General features: G+C 41.4%; 19 protein-coding genes, 2 tRNA genes and 2 rRNA genes (1 of these 23 only partly in view). 10 read left to right on the top strand and 13 right to left on the bottom strand.

Features of this window, described 5'->3' with window-relative positions:
• From SB49_RS01620 to SB49_RS01605, 4 genes are all read right to left on the bottom strand, one after another.
• Positions 1-59: ribosomal RNA gene (locus tag SB49_RS01620) — 23S ribosomal RNA — on the bottom strand; it reaches 2,773 nt to the left of the window's first position.
• A 183-nt stretch (positions 60-242) separates the two neighbouring features.
• Positions 243-316: transfer RNA gene (locus SB49_RS01615), tRNA-Ala, on the bottom strand.
• A gap of 122 nt (positions 317-438) precedes the next feature.
• Positions 439-512: transfer RNA gene (locus SB49_RS01610), tRNA-Ile, on the bottom strand.
• A gap of 134 nt (positions 513-646) precedes the next feature.
• A 16S ribosomal RNA gene (locus SB49_RS01605) occupies positions 647-2,164 on the bottom strand.
• The 16S and 23S rRNA genes sit together here with 2 tRNA genes alongside, the layout of an rRNA operon.
• Positions 2,165-2,778: 614 nt before the next feature.
• Here SB49_RS01605 and thrS point away from each other — a divergent pair.
• The 4 genes from thrS (at position 2,779) to rplT (ending at position 6,066) form a co-directional block, all read left to right on the top strand.
• Positions 2,779-4,719 (top strand): threonine--tRNA ligase, encoded by a 1,941-nt coding sequence (thrS, locus tag SB49_RS01595; protein WP_062053230.1) that lies wholly within the window; start codon positions 2,779-2,781, stop codon positions 4,717-4,719.
• 31 nt (positions 4,720-4,750) lie between these two features.
• Positions 4,751-5,305 (top strand): translation initiation factor IF-3, encoded by a 555-nt coding sequence (gene infC, locus SB49_RS01590; protein ID WP_082591054.1) that lies wholly within the window; start codon positions 4,751-4,753, stop codon positions 5,303-5,305.
• Between the two features lie 123 nt (positions 5,306-5,428).
• On the top strand, positions 5,429-5,626 hold the full coding sequence (gene rpmI / locus SB49_RS15845) for a 50S ribosomal protein L35 (RefSeq protein WP_082591053.1): 198 nt from the start codon (positions 5,429-5,431) through the stop codon (positions 5,624-5,626).
• A 95-nt stretch (positions 5,627-5,721) separates the two neighbouring features.
• Positions 5,722-6,066, top strand: a complete 345-nt coding sequence (gene rplT, locus SB49_RS01585; protein ID WP_062053226.1) for a 50S ribosomal protein L20 — start codon at positions 5,722-5,724, stop codon at positions 6,064-6,066.
• Positions 6,067-6,124: 58 nt separating this feature from the next.
• Here rplT and SB49_RS01580 read toward each other — a convergent pair whose 3' ends face one another.
• Complete coding sequence (locus tag SB49_RS01580; RefSeq protein WP_062053224.1) at positions 6,125-6,391, bottom strand: EF-hand domain-containing protein; 267 nt, start codon at positions 6,389-6,391, stop codon at positions 6,125-6,127.
• Positions 6,392-6,443: 52 nt separating this feature from the next.
• Positions 6,444-6,866, bottom strand: a complete 423-nt coding sequence (locus tag SB49_RS01575; protein ID WP_062053222.1) for a secondary thiamine-phosphate synthase enzyme YjbQ — start codon at positions 6,864-6,866, stop codon at positions 6,444-6,446.
• 133 nt (positions 6,867-6,999) lie between these two features.
• On the opposite strand from SB49_RS01575, the gene SB49_RS01570 reads away from it, so the two are divergent.
• Positions 7,000-7,806, top strand: coding sequence for an HAD family hydrolase (locus SB49_RS01570; RefSeq protein ID WP_062053220.1), 807 nt, complete (start codon positions 7,000-7,002; stop codon positions 7,804-7,806).
• Here SB49_RS01570 and SB49_RS01565 read toward each other — a convergent pair.
• The 6 genes from SB49_RS01565 to tgt form a co-directional block, all read right to left on the bottom strand.
• On the bottom strand, positions 7,803-8,990 hold the full coding sequence (locus SB49_RS01565) for a hypothetical protein (protein WP_062053218.1): 1,188 nt from the start codon (positions 8,988-8,990) through the stop codon (positions 7,803-7,805). The two genes, SB49_RS01570 and SB49_RS01565, sit on opposite strands and share 4 nt — an antisense overlap.
• Positions 8,991-9,093: 103 nt before the next feature.
• Complete coding sequence (gene dnaB, locus SB49_RS01560) at positions 9,094-10,641, bottom strand: replicative DNA helicase (RefSeq protein ID WP_062053216.1); 1,548 nt, start codon at positions 10,639-10,641, stop codon at positions 9,094-9,096.
• Between the two features lie 169 nt (positions 10,642-10,810).
• A complete protein-coding gene (locus tag SB49_RS01555) occupies positions 10,811-11,764 on the bottom strand; it encodes an acetyl-CoA carboxylase carboxyltransferase subunit alpha (RefSeq protein ID WP_062053214.1) in 954 nt (317 codons plus the stop codon).
• A gap of 55 nt (positions 11,765-11,819) precedes the next feature.
• Positions 11,820-12,716, bottom strand: coding sequence for a DMT family transporter (locus tag SB49_RS01550; RefSeq protein ID WP_062053213.1), 897 nt, complete (start codon positions 12,714-12,716; stop codon positions 11,820-11,822).
• Entirely contained in the window at positions 12,703-13,785 is a 1,083-nt protein-coding gene (locus SB49_RS01545; RefSeq protein WP_062053211.1) for an LptF/LptG family permease, read from the bottom strand. Before SB49_RS01545 ends, SB49_RS01550 begins: the two co-directional genes overlap by 14 nt.
• On the bottom strand, positions 13,785-14,915 hold the full coding sequence (tgt, locus tag SB49_RS01540) for a tRNA guanosine(34) transglycosylase Tgt (RefSeq protein ID WP_062058739.1): 1,131 nt from the start codon (positions 14,913-14,915) through the stop codon (positions 13,785-13,787). Before tgt ends, SB49_RS01545 begins: the two co-directional genes overlap by 1 nt.
• A 162-nt stretch (positions 14,916-15,077) precedes the next feature.
• Here tgt and SB49_RS01535 point away from each other — a divergent pair, with 162 nt between their 5' ends.
• From SB49_RS01535 to SB49_RS01525, 3 genes are all read left to right on the top strand, one after another.
• Positions 15,078-15,923, top strand: coding sequence for a transketolase (locus SB49_RS01535; RefSeq protein ID WP_062053209.1), 846 nt, complete (start codon positions 15,078-15,080; stop codon positions 15,921-15,923).
• Between the two features lie 61 nt (positions 15,924-15,984).
• Complete coding sequence (locus SB49_RS01530) at positions 15,985-16,938, top strand: transketolase family protein (protein WP_062053207.1); 954 nt, start codon at positions 15,985-15,987, stop codon at positions 16,936-16,938.
• Between the two features lie 220 nt (positions 16,939-17,158).
• A complete protein-coding gene (locus SB49_RS01525) occupies positions 17,159-17,737 on the top strand; it encodes an outer membrane beta-barrel protein (RefSeq protein ID WP_062053205.1) in 579 nt (192 codons plus the stop codon).
• 73 nt (positions 17,738-17,810) lie between these two features.
• Here the strand turns inward: SB49_RS01525 and SB49_RS01520 are convergent, their stop codons facing one another.
• Positions 17,811-18,758: an FKBP-type peptidyl-prolyl cis-trans isomerase gene (locus SB49_RS01520; protein WP_145758341.1), complete on the bottom strand. Its 948-nt coding sequence runs from the start codon at positions 18,756-18,758 to the stop codon at positions 17,811-17,813.
• A gap of 78 nt (positions 18,759-18,836) precedes the next feature.
• Here SB49_RS01520 and SB49_RS01515 point away from each other — a divergent pair, with 78 nt between their 5' ends.
• Complete coding sequence (locus tag SB49_RS01515; RefSeq protein WP_062053201.1) at positions 18,837-19,208, top strand: RNA-binding S4 domain-containing protein; 372 nt, start codon at positions 18,837-18,839, stop codon at positions 19,206-19,208.
• Positions 19,195-19,776 carry a methyltransferase domain-containing protein gene (locus SB49_RS01510; RefSeq protein ID WP_062053199.1) on the top strand — a complete coding sequence of 194 codons (582 nt, stop codon included), beginning with the start codon at positions 19,195-19,197 and terminating at the stop codon, positions 19,774-19,776. Before SB49_RS01515 ends, SB49_RS01510 begins: the two co-directional genes overlap by 14 nt.
• Positions 19,777-19,778: the final 2 nt, after the last annotated feature.

Genomic DNA, 19,778 nt, shown 5'->3' with positions numbered 1-19,778 from the left:
GTCCTTCTTCGCCTCTGAGAGCCTAGGCATCCCCCATACGCCCTTATTTAACTTGTCGCACCTGCTTCGCCTTGCGGCCAAGCATGCGCCCTCGTAATATTATTCGTATTAATTTCCATGACGTACAATCATCCCTGGTGGTATGAATTGTACGCACTTTGTCCCAATATGTCAATGAACGTTTCGGCGAGGATACTAAGTGATGAATTTGATAACATCCCTAATACCGTCTTGTGCCGTTGTGGAGAATATCGGAGTCGAACCGATGACCTCCTGCGTGCAAGGCAGGCGCTCTAGCCAGCTGAGCTAATCCCCCATTTCGAAATTCCGGATATCGAACCCTGAATCGGTAATGAGTAGAACCCTCTGCTCCTAGAATTTCCTTCAATCTGTCAATCAATGAACTTTTTACATTCTTCCCCTGGGGGAGTCCTGTTGTAGTCTCAGGCAGACTCGAACTGCCGACCTCTACATTATCAGTGTAGCGCTCTAACCAGCTGAGCTATGAGACTCTCACTTTGCGGGACCTGCGTCCCAATCAATATATTATATGACAATAATTATAAGACAGCAATAAATTGAACAATAACCTAAAAAATACAAGGACTGAATTCTTCTTCTCTATCGTCGAGATGCTTTTCTCTAGAAAGGAGGTGTTCCAGCCGCACCTTCCGGTACGGCTACCTTGTTACGACTTAGCCCTAGTTACCGATTTTGCCCTAGGCCGCTCCTTGCGGTGACGGACTTCAGGCACTCCCGGCTTCCATGGCTTGACGGGCGGTGTGTACAAGGCCCGGGAACGTATTCACCGGATCATGGCTGATATCCGATTACTAGCGATTCCAGCTTCACGGAGTCGAGTTGCAGACTCCGATCCGAACTGTGACCGGTTTTATAGATTCGCTCCCTGTCGCCAGGTGGCTGCTCTCTGTACCGGCCATTGTAGCACGTGTGTGGCCCAGGACGTAAGGGCCGTGATGATTTGACGTCATCCCCACCTTCCTCACGGTTTGCACCGGCAGTCTGGCTAGAGTTCCCGACATTACTCGCTGGCAACTAACCACAGGGGTTGCGCTCGTTATAGGACTTAACCTGACACCTCACGGCACGAGCTGACGACAACCATGCAGCACCTTGTGATCTGTCCGAAGAAGGCTCTATCTCTAAAGCTGTCAGACCACATTTAAGCCCTGGTAAGGTTCCTCGCGTATCATCGAATTAAACCACATGCTCCACCGCTTGTGCGGGCCCCCGTCAATTCCTTTGAGTTTCATTCTTGCGAACGTACTCCCCAGGTGGGATACTTATCACTTTCGCTTGGCCGCTCAGACCGAAGTCCGAACAGCTAGTATCCATCGTTTACGGCGTGGACTACCAGGGTATCTAATCCTGTTCGCTCCCCACGCTTTCGTCCATCAGCGTCAGTGTATGGTTAGTGACCTGCCTTCGCAATCGGTATTCTATGTAATATCTATGCATTTCACCGCTACACTACATATTCTAGCCACTTCACCATAACTCAAGACTACCAGTATCAAAGGCAATTCTACAGTTGAGCTGCAGACTTTCACCCCTGACTTAATAGTCCGCCTACGGACCCTTTAAACCCAATGATTCCGGATAACGCTTGGATCCTCCGTATTACCGCGGCTGCTGGCACGGAGTTAGCCGATCCTTATTCTTACGGTACCGTCACCGGGCTACACGTAGCCCTTATTCTTCCCGTATAAAAGCAGTTTACAATCCATAGGACCGTCTTCCTGCACGCGGCATGGCTGGATCAGACTTCCGTCCATTGTCCAATATTCCTCACTGCTGCCTCCCGTAGGAGTCTGGTCCGTGTCTCAGTACCAGTGTGGGGGATCTCCCTCTCAGGACCCCTACCCATCGTTGCCTTGGTGTGCCGTTACCACACCAACTAGCTAATGGGACGCATACTCATCTTATGCCGTGACCTTTAATCAGAAAACGATGCCGTTCTCCGATACCATGAGGTATTAATCCAAATTTCTCTGGGCTATCCCTCAGCATAAGGCAGATTGTATACGCGTTGCGCACCCGTGCGCCGGTCGTCGGCGGTGCAAGCACCCCGTTACCCCTCGACTTGCATGTGTTAGGCCTGCCGCTAGCGTTCATCCTGAGCCAGGATCAAACTCTTCATCGTTGTTTTGTAAATATTATTACATCTGCAAACTTTAAATTGTCCGAACCCAGCCCTTAGTATTCTATAAGCTAATTTTATTCAATTTTTTATCCGATTCCCGTTTCCGGTAATCGGACGCTGTCTTACAATATGTCAATGAACTTGTCTATTCTTGTTTTTGTTCTGTCGCTCTGTCTCCCAAAGCGGGTGCAAATATACAACCCTTTTTGTTCCCCGCAAATAAAAAATGAAAAACTTTTTCCTTTTCTCTTTTGCCACTCCAGAACCTTCAATGAACACGGCCTTCCGACCGTTTTTCCCTCCGCAACCCTCGTTGTTTCGGGCTGCAAACCTACAACCTTTCCGCAATTCAACAACACTTTTTTTTGCCTTTTTTTATTCTTTTTTTTAGCCCCATCGGAGCGCATTGGATTACAGGGATTTACGGATGGAAAAAATGAACAGCTGCGCGTAAGGGATAGAAATGGCATCCCCACATAACATGTGGGATATAATGGATAGCCCGACCTATCTTATATATAAGATATGGTTACGCCCAAAAACACATTTATTATTATTGTCCGCATCAATACTAGGTAGTATATTTGCAACCTTATAATTAGGTATATATAGGTATGATTAAAATTACATTGCCAGACGGAACGATTAAAGAACATGCAAAGGGTAGTTCTCCAATGGATGTGGCCAAAGGAATTAGCGAGGGTTTCGCAAGAAATGTCATCTCTGCAAAATACAATGATACCATCGTGGAAACGGTGACCCCCTTAACCGAGGACGGGACACTAACTTTATATACATGGAACGACAAAGAAGGTAAGAAAGCTTTTTGGCATTCTTCTTCCCACGTTGTGGCCCAAGCTTTGGAAGAATTGTACCCTGGCGCAAAACTGACCATTGGACCAGCTATTGACAATGGCTTTTATTATGATGTTGATTTTGGCGACCGAAGTATTTCCGAAAAGGACTTTCAAGAAATAGAGAAAAAGGCCCTTGAAATAGCCCGTGGCAAACACGATTACAAGATGCGTGCCGTGACCAAAGCGGAAGCTTTAAATAAATATAAGGCACAAGGAAATGAATATAAGGTAGAACTGATAGAAAATCTTGAAGACGGTACCATTACTTTCTGCGACCATGATACATTTACCGATCTTTGTCGCGGGGGACATATCCCCAATACCGGGATCATCAAGGCCATAAAAATATTGAGTGTTGCCGGTGCCTACTGGAGAGGTAATGAAAACAACAAACAGTTGACCCGTGTCTACGGCATCTCCTTTCCAAAACAAAAGGAACTCACAGAATACCTAGAGCTATTGGAGCAGGCCAAACAACGCGACCATAGAAAATTGGGCAAGGAATTGGAACTATTCACCTTTTCCGCAAAAGTAGGACAAGGCCTTCCTTTGTGGTTACCGAAAGGAGCCGCCCTTAGGGAGCGTTTGGAGAATTTCTTGAAAAAGGCCCAAAAGAAAGCAGGTTACGAGATGGTTGTAACACCACATATTGGCCAGAAGGAATTGTATGTGACTTCAGGACATTATGCCAAATACGGGGAAGATAGCTTTCAGCCTATCAGAACCCCAAAAATGGATGAGGAATTTTTGTTGAAACCAATGAACTGCCCCCACCATTGTGAGATATTTAATTTTAAACCACATTCTTACAAAGATTTACCGAAACGTTTTGCTGAATTTGGCACCGTATATAGGTATGAACAGAGCGGAGAATTGCACGGTCTTACCAGAGTACGTGGTTTTACCCAGGATGACGCCCATATATTCTGTACCCCGGACCAATTGGCGGAAGAATTTAAAAATGTTATAGACCTTACCTTATATGTTTTGGGATCTCTAGGTTTTGGAAATTTCACGGCCCAAGTATCCGTGAGGGATCTCAACACCCCTGAAAAATACATTGGATCGGTTGAAAATTGGGAAAAAGCAGAAAATGCAATTATAAATGCTGCGACAGAAAAAGGGTTGGATTTTGTTGTTGAAAGTGGGGAAGCTGCTTTCTATGGCCCCAAGCTGGACTTTATGGTAAAGGATGCCCTGGGCAGACAATGGCAATTGGGAACTATTCAGGTAGACTACAACTTACCGGAGCGTTTTGACCTTACCTATAAAGGCAGTGATAATGAATTGCACAGACCGGTCATGATTCACCGTGCACCCTTTGGAAGTATGGAGCGATTCATTGCCCTTTTACTGGAACATACAGGAGGAAATTTCCCTTTATGGCTGATCCCAGAACAGGCTATTGTATTGCCTATAAGTGAGAAGCATGAAAAATATGCCCAAAAAGTTTTAAATTCCCTAGAAAATCACGAAATTCGCGCCCTTGTAGACAAGAGAAGTGAGACTGTTGGCAAAAAAATACGAGAGGCAGAAATGAACAAGATACCGTTTATGCTGATCGTAGGGGACAATGAGGAACAGGAAAACACGATTTCTGTTAGAAGACATGGAGGCGATGATTTAGGCTCCATCACCTTGACAGACTTCTCCAACTTGGTTACTAATGAAATAAATAGTACCTTAAAGTCGTTTTAAAAAATTAATGTTTAACTAAAATTTATTAGCCATAGCAATACGAAAAAGATTTAGGCCACAGCCTAGAAGAGAAAATAAGAATCCGCACAATATCAACAGAGCAATTACCTCTCAGAATGTACGTTTGGTAGGTGATAATGTTGAAGTGGGTGTTTACTCTTTAAAGGACGCACTAGCAAAATCTGAAGAATTAGAGTTGGATTTAGTGGAGATTTCTCCAAAAGCAGATCCACCCGTATGTAAGATTACGGATTACAAGAAGTTTCTTTACGAACAGAAGAAAAGGGAAAAGGTCATGAAGGCCAAAGCCACTAAAGTAGTGGTTAAGGAAATCAGATTTGGTCCACAGACAGATGATCATGATTACGAGTTCAAAAAGAAGCATGCTGAAAAATTCTTAAAGGATGGCGCAAAGCTAAAAGCTTATGTCTTCTTTAAAGGACGATCTATCGTATACAAAGATCAAGGTGAGATATTGTTGCTGAAACTGGCCTCCGAATTGGAAGAGCTAGGGAAGGTAGAGCAAATGCCGAGATTGGAAGGAAAGCGTATGACGATGTTCCTTGCTCCGAAAACAAAGAAATAAGAACGTATTTCTTTTTAGTTTCCAAAGCAATATATAGTACAACAAAATATACCTGTTGAGACTCCCGAAGTTTTGGGGCAACAGCAAAGATAATAAGCGAGATAAACCATAAATAGGAACAAGATGCCTAAGATGAAAACAAAATCCAGTACCAAAAAGCGTTTTAAGCTTACGGGTACCGGTAAAATCAAAAGAAAGCACGCCTTTAAAAGTCACATTCTAACGAAGAAGTCTAAAAAGCGTAAGCTTGCGTTAACCCACTCTACTTTAGTACACGAGGCGGATGTTAACAGTATTAAAGAACAATTACGTTTAAAGTAATCGTTCTTTACGGTAATTAGTATTAACCCTGGAGTTAGGCCATAAAAAGATTTTGAAAAACATTCAGAACGCCTACTACAAAAAAACTTAAAATTATGCCAAGATCAGTAAATTCAGTTGCTTCACGCGCTAGGAGAAAAAAAGTGATGAAGCAAGCCAAAGGTTACTTTGGAAGACGTAAAAACGTTTGGACAGTAGCTAAAAATGCGGTTGAAAAAGCAATGTTATATGCTTACAGAGACCGTAGAAACAAGAAAAGAACTTTCCGTTCCTTATGGATCACCCGTATTAATGCAGGTGCTAGATTACACGGAATGTCCTATTCTCAGTTTATGGGGAAAGTAAAAGCCAACAACATTGAGCTTAACCGTAAGGTTTTAGCCGATTTGGCAATGAACCACCCAGAAGCTTTTAAGGCTGTTGTGAATCAAATAAAGTAACATTAACAATATATCTCGCTTATTAAAAATCCGATTCATTTGAATCGGATTTTTTTATTTACTGTATTTTCGAGATGGCCTGTTTAAACTCCTGCCAATCTATGAGCTCATCGCCAGATTTATCGTAGCCTTCAACCAATTTGGTAGATACCATTCCCCGAATAAAACCATTGATCTCTGCTTTTTTTAAAAGCTCCACAATCTCACCCTTAGTCATTTTACCATCCCCATCCTTATCAAAGAAGGCAAATGCTTCCTCAGGGGTTTTAAAATGATTGGTTATCAAGATTTGAATTTTATTTAAGATATCCTCTTTTGCTCCCATAGTATTCCAATTTTAAAACATATCCCTAATTTACGAATATTCGGTTTATTTACTATTGACCGAAGGTAGAAACCACCAACTTTCTTCCTCCGGCATGGTTTCTATGCTCACATAGATATATGCCCTGCCATATGCCCAAATTCAATGCTCCATTGGTAATTGGAACCTGTACCGAGACTCCCATCAATGAAGACTTGATATGTGCAGGCATATCGTCTGAACCTTCATAATCATGCTGGTAATAAGAGGCATTCTCAGGAACCATTACATTCATATGGCTCTCAAAATCCATTCGCACAGTAGGGTCCGCATTTTCATTAATGGTTAAACTTGCGGATGTATGTTTAATAAAAACCTGCAACATGCCTATATCAATGCTTTTAAGTTCTGGAAGAGCATTGACAATATGAGCTGTTATAATATGGAAGCCCCTCTTATAGGGCGGTAGAATTATTTCTGATTGATAAAATTTCATAATGATGTATGTTTCCTATTCTCCAAAGATGACACTCCTTGCTTATATCACAAAAATACCATAAACTTTACTTTCATAGTTTCCACATTTGCCCTAAGAACAAATACCTTTGTATCCTAATAAAAATGCAGTAATGGATTTATCAAAAATAAAAATGGTGGTAACGGACATGGATGGCACCCTGTTGAATTCTAACCATGAAGTAAGTGCACGTTTCTTTGAACTCTTTGAGGAGCTCAAAAAAAGGGACATTCTCTTTGTTGCAGCTAGTGGACGACAATACAACAGTATTGTTCACAAACTGCAATCCATTAAAAATGAAATAATCGTTATTGCAGAAAATGGAGGTTTCGCCATGCATCAAGAGCAGGAACTTCTTTCCACCCCTATGGATAAAATGTATATTGATACTATCCTGAAATCCCTTGAAAATGCACATGGAGCCCACGCCGTACTTTGCGGGAAAAGAAACGCATATCTCAACGGGAATTCCAGTGAGTTTTTGAATAAATTGAAGGAATACTATTCCGAATATACGGTCATGGAGGATATTTCCACTTTTGAAGGGGAGGTCCTAAAAGTAGCTGTGTATCATTTTGAAAACTCTGAGAAATTTATATATCCCTCAGTTAAACATTTGGAGGATGATCTAAAGGTTAAGATTTCTGGAGAAAACTGGTTGGACCTATCCCATCAGAACGCCCATAAAGGTTTTGCCTTGGCACAGGTTCAAAAAAAACATAACATTACCAAAGCAGAAACGATGGTTTTTGGGGATTACAACAATGATCTGGAAATGCTGGCTTTGGCAGATTATAGCTTTGCCATGGCCAATGCACACCCCAATGTGCTCCAGGCAGCCAATTACACAACCAAAAGTAATGATGAAAATGGGGTAGAGCATATATTGGAACAACTCATAGCCCATAAGAAGGTTTAGGTTTTTTGTTTCTTCTTCTGGGCAGCGGGAAACAAGACGTTGTTCAAGATCAATCTGTACCCTGGAGAAGTAGGATGCAGTTCCAATTCTGTTTTTGGATCCCCTACCCTATGTTGGTAATCCTCTGGGTCGTGGCCCCCATAAAAGGTGAAGAACCCCTTTCCTTTGATCCCATGGATATAGCGCGCCTCCCCGTTAATTTTATTTTCACCCAACACCATTACCGTCGGTTTTATTTCATTACGGGCAAAAGCCGTGGTCTGTCCCATAAATCCTTTGACAAGGGAGGTGTGGTTTTGGCATAACATGGTTGGTACCGGATCCCATTTTGCCGAGAAATCCATCAACGAAAAATAGTCGGACTCCTTAGGCACCATCCCCCTTTTGGTGGTCATGTCTATAGAAGAAAACTCATACTGTAACGGACTGCGTTCCAAGGTAAAGTTGGTAAACGCAAAGGTTCTGCTATAGTCCAACTTATTTTGGTAATTGGCCTCTGAGGGATCGCCATCAAACATTGGTTCACAAATATCCACCCCATCTGCAGCCAGGGCAATATCAAAACTATCGGTAGCCGAGCACATGGCGAACATGAATCCGCCACCTATCACATAATTGCGGATTGCATTGGCCACAGCCCCTTTTTCCTCTGAAACTTTTGAGTATCCCAATTTAGCGGCCAAGCTTTCTGCCTGCGCCTTTCCCTCCAAATACCAGGGTGCCGCCCTGTAGGCTCCATAAAACTTACCGTACTGCCCGGTAAAATCCTCGTGGTGAAGGTGCAACCAATCAAACAACAAGAGTTTATTGTTCAGTACCTCTTCATCATAAATGGTTTCATAGGGAATTTCGGCATAGGTGAGTACCATGGTCACGGCATCGTCCCACGGCAAATTTTCTTTAGGGGAATAGACCGCTATTTTTGGTGCTTTTTCCAAAATTACGGCTTCCTGATTTTTTGAAGGACTACTAATTTCTGATAAGATGGCCTCAGCCTGGGCATCGGAGATTATTTCAAAGGAAACACCACGGATTTGGCATTCCTTGCGGATGTTATCCCCATCGGGCAGCAGAAATGCCCCTCCCCTATAGTTCAACAACCATTGTACCTTTTGTTGTTTGGTGAGTACCCAGTAGGTAATCCCGTATGCTTTTAAATGATTTTTTTGACTATCTGCATCCATTGGAATTAGGATGTTGGATGCCGAAACAAAGAAAGAGAGAAATAAAAACACTATTAAACACCCTCGCGAGATTATTCGGGAGGGTGCTATTACGTTTTTGTTTTTAAAAAGGAACCTCACTGTCATCCATATCCATATCATCGTTCATAGAACTTCCAAAAGCCTCATCGGCATTCGGGAGATTTTTTGTTATGAACGGGTTATCCTCATTGGCATTCATCTTGGATTGGAACTCGAAAGGAGAATCGAAATCGTCCAAGTTGTCAAATTTACCGAGATTACCGATAAATTTCAATCTTATGTTCTCCAGACCACCATTTCTATGCTTTGCGACGATAAATTCACCCTGACCGGCGGTTGGCGTGCGTTCATCATCATCCCATTCGTCAATTTTGTAATATTCAGGACGATAGATAAAGGCAACAATATCCGCATCCTGCTCAATTGCTCCAGATTCCCTAAGATCCGAAAGGATTGGCCTTTTACTTCCTCCCCTGGTCTCAACGGCCCTGGATAATTGTGATAGTGCAATAACGGGACAGTTCAATTCCTTGGCCAGAGCCTTAAGGTTTCGGGAAATGGTTGATATTTCCTGTTCCCTATTCCCTCCTTTTTGACTCCCCCCTGCTGTCATCAATTGCAAATAATCAATAACGATCATTTTTATACCGTGTTGTGAGGCCAATCTCCTTGCCTTTGCCCGAAGGTCAAAAATAGAAAGGGACGGGGTATCATCTATAAACAATGGGGCATTTTCCAATGCCTTTACTTTTACATTTAACTGTTCCCATTCGTGTTTTTCGAGTTTACCGGTTCTCAGTTTTTCTGAGGACAGTCCGGTTTCCGAAGAAATCAAACGGGTGATCAATTGGACCGAGGACATCTCCAAAGAGAAAAAAGCCACGGGAATATTGTTATTTACGGCCATATTCCTTGCCATGGACAAGGTAAGAGCCGTTTTACCCATACCGGGACGGGCAGCTACAATGATCAAATCACTGGGTTGCCATCCTGAGGTCAATTTATCCAACTTATCAAAACCGGAGGGAACGCCACTAAGGCCTTCTTTTCCGGCGATCTCTTCTATCCTCTTTTTGGCCTGAATTACCAAATTCTGGGCAGTTTCGGCGGAACGTTTTAGGTTTCCTTGGGTAACATCATATAATTTGGCTTCTGCGGTATCCAAAAGATCAAATACGTCCGTTGCATCTTCATATGCCTCTTGAATGATCTCACTGGAAATTTTTATCAGGCTGCGCTGTATATATTTTTGAAGGATAATACGTGCATGGAACTCAATATGGGCAGAGGATGCTACTTTTTGGGTCAGTTTTATCAAATAAAAATCCCCTCCTGCTGCCTCTAATTTCCCGTCTTTCTTCAATTGGGAAGAAACGGTTAATAAATCCACTGGTTCCGAGGTCTCAAACAGTTTGAAGATGGCCTCGTAAATGAATCTATGGGCGTCCTTATAGAACACATCGGGATGTAGAATATCTATTACCTCATCTACCCCTTTCTTATCTATCATCATCGCTCCAATCACAACTTCCTCTAAATCAACTGCTTGAGGCGGTATTTTTCCCCTCTCAAGGTTGATTAAAGCAGATTGATCTATTTTACGACCGACAATCGGACTTGGTTTTTCCATGGGTGCTAAAGTATACTATTTAACCTTTAGTTAACAATAATAAGGGTCATAGGATGTTCACCATTAGTTAACAATAAGGGTGTTGATAAGTTACGAAATTGTGTTGATAACCAAAAAAATCTGGAGTTTGAATCCTCCAGATTTTAAGAAAGTTTTTTAAATGAGCTTATTAGCCATTAAAGACACCCATGTTGGCATATTTATCCATTCGGGCATTCACCAAATCTTTTGGTGATAACTTTTTTAACTCCTCATAATGTGAGCTAATTTTATTTTTTACGATTTCAAAAGTCTTTTCTCTATTGGCATGGGCCCCACCAGCAGGCTCTTTGACCACCTCATCAATAAGCTTCAACTTCTTCATGTCAGTAGAAGTCAGTTTCAATGATTCTGCTGCCTGTTCTTTATATTCCCAACTTCTCCAAAGAATGGAAGAGCACGATTCAGGAGAAATTACAGAATACCACGTATTCTCCAACATCAAAACTTTATCTCCTACTCCTATCCCCAAAGCTCCACCTGAAGCACCTTCACCAATAATCAATACGATAATCGGCACCTTCAATCTGGTCATTTCCAAAATATTCCTTGCAATGGCCTCTCCTTGTCCGCGTTCTTCCGCTTCAATTCCGGGATATGCACCTGGAGTATCAATCAAACATACCACAGGTACGCCAAATTTTTCTGCTGACTTCATCAAGCGCAAAGCCTTTCTGTACCCTTCGGGATTGGCCATCCCAAAGTTTCTATATTGTCTTGTTTTGGTATTGTAGCCTTTTTGCTGACCGATGAACATATACGTTTGGTCACCAATTTTGCCCAATCCTCCTATCATGGCCTTATCATCCTTTACGGTTCTGTCACCGTGAAGTTCCAACCAGGTATCGCCACAGATAGCATTGATATAATCCAAGGTATATGGCCTATTTGGGTGTCTCGAAAGTTGCACCCTTTGCCAAGCTGTAAGGTTTTTGTAGATTTCTTTTCGGGTTTCGGAAAGCTTTTTCTCTATTTGCTTGCAGGTCTCCGTTACGTCAACGTCGCTCTCCTTTCCAATAACCATGCACTTATCTAATTGTTCTTCAAGTTCTTTGATCGGAAGTTCAAAATCCAAATACTCCATGAAACTACAGTTTAAATTATAAAAGCAGACAAATATAAAACTTTAAAGGAGAACCTTAGCGAACTCTTTTACTTTTTAACCTTGTCCAATTTTTTAGAATACCATTGGCAATTACCGTGGAAAGAATCACCAGGGCCCCAATATAAAACATGGGATCCATTTTCTCACTTTCCCCTAAGATAATAAAAGCCAAGAAAATACCATAAACGGGCTCTAAATTAATAGTCAACATGACGGTATATGGAGTAATATACTTCATCACCTTTACCGAAGCTATAAAGGCATAGGCCGTACATATGGACGCCAAAATAAAAATATACACCCAATCATCGGAGGAAAGCTGAAAGAAGTCTGTCGTAAAGCTTCCACTAAAAAAAAAATAAATAGACAAGAATACCACCCCACTTGCCATTTCGTATATGGAAATGACCGATGGCTTTTCCGTTTGAATCAGTTTCCCATTAATCAGGGAAAAAGTGGCCGACAATAGGGCCGATATAAGGGCCAGAACAATCCCCTCCACATACGTTGACTCTACATTGAAAATAAGGTAGAGACCCAGCATTACAATTAGCCCAAAGAGGATCTCGTACCAGACTATTTTTCTACCATACCAAATTGGTTCCAATAATGCCGTAAAAAAGGCTCCGGTGGACATGGTGGCAAGTGCCACTGAAACATTGGATACTTTAATCGCCTTAAAAAAAGTAATCCAATGCAAGGTGATGACCACCCCCGCAATAATTAAAATGAGCAAGGTCTTTTTGGACACCCGAAGTGAAAACTTTTTGTAGGCGATATAGAAAAAAATTAATCCGGAAGCCATGAACATGCGGTACCAAACCAATGGCAAGGCATCAACCGTTATCAGCTTGCCAAGTACGGCAGTGAATCCCCAGATAAAAACAATAAGATGAAGATGGAGGTAATTCTTGAGTTTATCGTTTGGCATTCTGCAACAGATAAAATCCTACAATCCCAAAGGCAACATTGGGCAAAACGACTGCCAACATTGGAGAAAATCCAGATTGTTCGGCCAAGGTTCCAAAAACCTTATCAAAAAAGATATAGATAAAGGCCACCCCTATCCCGAAAGCGAGGTTCACACCCATGCCGCCCCTGCGTTTTGCTGCTGACACCGCAACGGCGATAATCGTCAGTATAAATGCAGTGACAGGCAATGCCCATCTTCGATACTTTACCAATAGATAACTATTGATATTGGAGGCCCCTTTTTTACGTTGTGCCTCAATAAAACTATTAAGTTCAAATAAATTTTTGGTCTCCGCTATATAGGAAACCGGGGTCAGGTCATCTATCTGAAAATTAAAAATGGTATCCAGTTTACGTTTGGCCTCCACCACTTCCTTGTTATCCACCAGCGTTCTTTTTATGTATGAGGTCAACTCATAGACACTATCTTTTTCTTTCCATCTGATATTCCCTGCCGATATTTTATATTCTAACTGGTCCTTATCATTAAAATGTTCCAAGGTAAAATTATAACCACGTTGCCGGGCCGGGTCAAAGCTGCTCACATAGATAAAATCATTTTCATTCAATTGGTTGAAAATATTGCTCGTGACCCTGTCCTGTTTGCCTTTTTTTAGGTATTTGTATTTAAACTCATTGAATCCCTTACTGGCATTGGGCACAATGAACATCCCCATAACAAACATAATAATGGCTATAATAGAGGCTCCAATAAAATAAGGCCTTAAGAACCTACCATAGGAAACCCCGGAACTAAGAATAGCCACAATTTCCGTGTTATTGGCCAGTTTTGAAGTAAAGAAGATTACGGATAAAAACAAAAAGATGGGAAACAGCAAGCTGCCTATATAGATGGTAAAGTTTAGATAGTAATAAGCGATCTCGTTCAAGGGTGCTTCATTGTCTATCATTTTCCCTATCTGCTCCGCAAGGTTGGCCATGATCCCAATAGGAATAAAAAGCATCAGCATCACTGTAAAGGTAGCCAGATAACGTTTTAATATGTATTTATCTAAGATGGTCAACATTACAGCCTCTTATCCATTTGTTTTACCATTATATTTTTCCATTCGTAAAAATCCCCAGCTAAAATATGCTTTCTCGCTTCACGGGTCAACCAAAGATAAAAGCCTAGGTTGTGAATTGTTGCAATTTGTTTGCCCAAATATTCATTGGCGGCGAACAAATGTCTTAAATAGGCCTTTGTATACTCTGTATCGACAAAGGTGATTCCCATTTCGTCCAAAGGGGAAAAATCATCTTCCCATTTTTTATTTTTTATATTGATGGTACCATTTGCCGTAAACAACATCCCATTACGGGCGTTACGTGTTGGCATAACACAATCGAACATGTCTATTCCCAGAGCTATATTCTCCAAAATATTGATAGGAGTCCCCACACCCATGAGGTAACGAGGCTTATCCTCCGGTAAAATTTCTGTAACAACCTCGGTCATGGCGTACATTTCATCTGCAGGTTCTCCAACGGATAATCCTCCAATGGCATTTCCTACTGCTCCAACGCCAGCAATATATTCTGCTGATTGCCTCCTAAGGTCCTTATAGGTCGATCCTTGAACTATAGGGAAAAATGCTTGTGAGTACCCATATTTAAAAGGTGTTTTTTCCAAGTGCGTCAAACAACGTTCCAACCACCTATGCGTCATGTGCATGGACCTTTTTGCATAGTTGTAATCACAAGGGTATGGCGTACACTCATCAAAAGCCATGATAATATCGGCACCAATGGTACGCTGTATTTCCATAACATTTTCTGGGGTGAACACATGATAGGAACCATCTATGTGGGATTTAAACTTTACCCCTTCTTCCTTGATCTTGCGGTTATCGGAAAGGGAATATACCTGGTAGCCCCCGCTATCGGTTAAAATATTCCTGTCCCAGTTCATAAATTTGTGCAAGCCCCCGGCTTCTTCCAAAATCCTTGTTTTGGGTCTTAAATATAGATGATAGGTATTTCCAAGGATGATATCGGGATTAATATCCTCTTTTAATTCTCTTTGGTGCACCCCTTTTACCGAGGCCACCGTACCTACAGGCATAAAAATTGGGGTTTCAATTGTACCGTGATCCGTTACCATTTTACCGGCACGTGCTTTACTGTTGGGGTCTGTATGTAATAATGTAAATTCCAAATCTCTGTTTAAGACGGCAAATATAATCAACTAAGCCTCAAATGTCCTTAACAAAAAAATAAAGTTGACCCACTGTCCTGATGGTTAACAAAATATAACAAATCATACTTGTATACCCAAAAGATACCGTTTACTTTTGGGAACTATAAAATAAGATAAGAAATGCCAACAACAAAAGAATTACAGGATATTACGATACAAACACGTAGGGACATTGTACGGATGGTACATAAGGTTAACTCAGGACACCCTGGAGGCTCTTTGGGCTGCACAGAATTTTTGGTGGCCTTGTACAATGAAGTTATGGAGCTTAAACCAGGATTTGACATGAATGGTATTGGGGAAGATCTTTTCTTTTTATCCAATGGACATATCTCTCCTGTGTACTACAGTGTTTTGGCACGAAAAGGATTTTTTCCCGTTGAAGAATTGAATACTTTCAGATTGATAAATTCCCGTTTGCAGGGACACCCAACTACTCATGAGGGGCTTCCTGGAGTAAGGATAGCTTCTGGTTCATTGGGCCAGGGAATGTCCGTTGCCCTAGGTGCCGCACAAGCTAAAAAGCTGAACAAGGATTCCAAATTAGTATATACCCTTCACGGTGATGGGGAATTACAGGAAGGTCAAAACTGGGAAGCAATAATGTATGCTGCCGGTAAAAAGGTGGATAATATCATAGCGACCATTGATTACAATGGCCAGCAAATTGATGGGGCGACAGACGATGTGATGCCCATGGGTGACCTAAAGAAAAAGTTTGAAGCCTTTGGATGGGATGTATTGGAAGTGAAAGAAGGGAATAACCTGGAAGCTATCATCAAAGGTTTAAAAGAAGCCAAAAACAGAACTGGCAAAGGAAAACCGGTCTGTATTCTTTTACATACCATTATGGGACATGGGGTAGACTTTATGATGTATACCCATGCTTGGCACGGAAAGGCACCAAATGATGAGCAGTTGGCAACTGCCTTGGCCCAAAACCCCGAAACGCTAGGTGACTACTAATCTTATCCAAACCCTTATACAAACCAGTGTCCTTAGGGCATTACACTAAAGAAATATAGAAATGAAAAAATATATAGATCAAGGAAAAAACGATACACGAAGCGGATTTGGAGCCGGGTTGACAGAATTGGGAAGATCAAATCCCAATGTGGTTGCACTTTGTGCGGATTTGGTAGGTTCATTAAAAATGGAAAAATTCATAGAGGAGAATCCTGAGCGCTTTTTCCAAATTGGGATTGCCGAGGCCAATATGATGGGGATAGCTGCAGGATTGACCATAGGCGGTAAAATACCGTTTACAGGTACATTCGCCAACTTTTCCACCGGAAGGGTTTATGATCAAATCAGACAGTCTATTGCCTATTCTGATAAAAATGTAAAAATATGTGCCTCACACGCAGGGGTGACCCTTGGTGAAGACGGTGCCACCCACCAAATATTGGAAGATATAGGTCTTATGAAAATGCTTCCTGGCATGGTGGTCCTCAACCCCTGTGACTACAATCAGACAAAAGCAGCTACCATAGCCATTGCTGATTATGAAGGTCCTGTTTATTTGAGGTTCGGAAGACCAAAAGTTGCGAACTTTACGCAGGCCGACCAAAAATTTGAAATTGGAAAAGCAGTAATGCTCAACGAGGGAACAGATGTTACCATTATCGCTACAGGCCATTTGGTATGGGAAGCACTAATTGCAGCAGAAGCATTGGAGGCCCAAGGGATCTCCGCAGAAGTGATCAATATACACACCATAAAACCTTTGGACGAAGAGGCCATTTTAAAATCTGTGAAGAAAACAGGATGCGTTGTAACCTGTGAGGAACACAATTTCTTGGGCGGATTGGGAGAGAGTGTCGCTAGGACCTTAACCTTGAACCATCCGGCACCACAGGAATTTGTAGCTACCAAGGATACCTTTGGTGAGAGTGGAACCCCAGAAGAGTTAATGGAAAAATACGGGTTGAACAATAAAGCAATAGAAAAAGCCGTTGTGTCTGTGTTAAAAAGAAAATAATCAAATCCCTAAAAGGGGAATGAGGATTCTAAACATAGAAAACTGTGGTACAGAACTCAAATAAACTGCTAAAACTTCCCACTAGAAATAGTGGAATATTTTAGCGGTTTTTTTGTGCCACAACCTCACCTTTTCGTGTCAAGATTAATTCTTTTTAAGTTAATCAATTAACAAAGTTGTGCCTTACTTGCACAACGTTTTCTAATTTAAAAGAACACTTATGAAAAAAACTTTTTTAGTAGCAGTTTTTGCATGTATTGGAGCTGTGGCATTTGCTCAAAATGGACCAGGATTTGGTATCAAAGGAGGTCTTAACTACGCTGGTAACGGAGATTATTTTGATTCCACGGCAGACGCCTATGAGAATCCGGACAAAAATGTAGGTTATCATTTAGGAATCTTTGGCAAGATTGGAGATAGAGTATATTTCAGACCCGAGTTGGTCTACACCAAAACCAAGTCCGATTATGACAACAACAGTCTAGACATGAGCAAATTAGATGCTCCATTACTTATTGGAGTAAAGGTTGTTGGGCCTTTGAATGTTTTTGCAGGACCAGCACTTCAGTACATTTTGGATACCGATTTTGATGGGGTTGCCATTGGCGATGTTGAAAATGACGTTACCGTAGGTATAAATATCGGTGCCGGCTTGAGCCTTGGAAAATTTGGAGTGGATCTAAGGTATGAAAGAGGATTTAGTGAAAATGAGGTAACTGTTCTTTCGGCTGAAAGATTTAATGATAGAATAGATACAAGACCAGATCAACTTATCTTGAGTTTGTCCCTTAAGATGTAATCGAACTTATAAACCATATAAAAAAAGCCCGCTACGTGTAGCGGGCTTTTTTTATGGAATGTATTTTACAACTTTATTTGGAATCCTTATCCAAGTAATCAGGAACACCATCCCCATCGGTATCGGGGAAAGTAATATTCCCATTGGCATCAATTATGATTTCATCTCTGGTAAGGGTTCCATCACCATCATCATCGGCATCCAAATGATTTGGAATCAGACCCGTTCTAGCCTTTACCTCGGCCTCTCTGTCTGTATTGTCGTTGGTTAAATTCCCATCCCCATTAAGATCTTCCATAAAAGACGGAATCCCATCATTATCATAATCTGTATTAGTCACCACTAGCCCAGCATCCAATTTGAATATAAGTGGAGAATACTGTGCGATAGCACCCTGTATTTGATTAAAATAAGCAAGCCCAGAAGGCATTATCACCAACCCAATTCCACTGTTTGTAATTTTCGAAGTACCATCATCATTAACGACAATATTGTTACCTGCCCTTAATTTGCTCACCCCTTTAGAATACCCTCTAAGGAAAAATGGAAGATACTGCCAGGAATAGTTTGTATTCCCATCAAAAACGGTTCCATCAAGTAAGGAGCCTTCGTATTTCAAAAAGGTGGAATCTGCAACGGTAGGCCTTTCACCTTCTCCCTCCCTAGCGATCAAATAATAGTAGGTATGTTCTACACTTTGTTCATTCTCAAGCCCAAGATCGTCGTTGGTCACGACCACCTTTTCCGATTGTACCTGCTGCATTAAAGGCGTCTTTCCTGCGTTATCCCCTGAGATGGTATCTATTTTAATTTTAAAATCAAATTCTGCCGTAGGATTGGCAAACTCCTCATAATTATAAAAATGGGTCTCCAAAAATTCCTTTATGGCAGCATCATTCTCCAAAACCACCTCATCCAAAGCCCTTGGTGGAATGGTTTCAAAACCTGGTCCGTCATCTTTTTTACATGACCATACCATTCCTATCAATAAAAACAGTAAAAATATTCTGTTTACTCTCATGAATCTCTTTTTAAGGTCCGCAAGATACAATTTTCCCTTATTTTTGTGGAAGTCATCAATAAAGAATTTCAATAGTTTATGCGCATAGATAAATTCCTTTGGAGTGTTCGGTATTTCAAAACCAGAAACATCGCTACAGAGGCTTGCAAGAAAGGTCACATCAAAATAAACGGACAAGCCGTAAAACCTTCTAGAGAGGTGTATGTGACAGATAAAATTGTAGTCCGCAAAGATCAGATCAATTACGAGTTTACCGTTCTGGACATCCCTCCAAGTCGCGTTGGCGCCAAGCTAGTGGATATCTACAGGGTAGACACTACCCCGAAAGAAGCCTTCGCCCAAAACGAACTATTAAAATATTCCAAGGGCTATTATCGCAAAAAGGGAACCGGCAGGCCAACAAAAAAAGACCGAAGGGATATAGACGATTATAAAGATGAAACTGACTAAGGATTTTTGGGAGGACAAATATAAAAATGGGGATTTAAAATGGGATATTGGCTATGTCTCCACTCCTCTAAAGGAATATATTGACCAACTAGAACACAAAGAGATGAAAATTCTGATCCCCGGAGCGGGTAACGGTTATGAAGTGACCTACTTACACCAATTGGGCTTTACGAATGTTTATGTGGCAGATCTGGCCGAACAACCTTTAAAGCGAATTGAAACTGCATGCTCTGACTTCCCTAAAGATCGATTAATACAAGTAGATTTCTTTGATCTTGAACAAAATGGTTTTGACCTGATCCTGGAACAGACCTTTTTCTGTGCCCTGCCCCCAATACGCCGCATAGATTATGTTCAAAAAATGGCAACGTTATTAAAACCTAGCGGAAAGATTGTGGGCTTGTTCTTTGATTTCCCTCTGACTGAAGAAGGACCGCCATTTGGAGGCAGTAAAACAGAATACGAAAATCTTTTCAAACCCTCTTTTCAAATAAAAGTACTGGAGAGGGCCTATAATTCAATTCAACCTCGAAAAGATAAAGAACTGTTCTTTATCTTTGAAAAGTAAAC

Origin of the sequence: Sediminicola sp. YIK13 (assembly GCF_001430825.1) — a bacterium.
Lineage (GTDB): Bacteria > Bacteroidota > Bacteroidia > Flavobacteriales > Flavobacteriaceae > Sediminicola.
The sequence above is the reverse complement of the archived record's forward strand: the minus strand, read 5'-3'. Positions and strand labels throughout refer to the sequence as shown.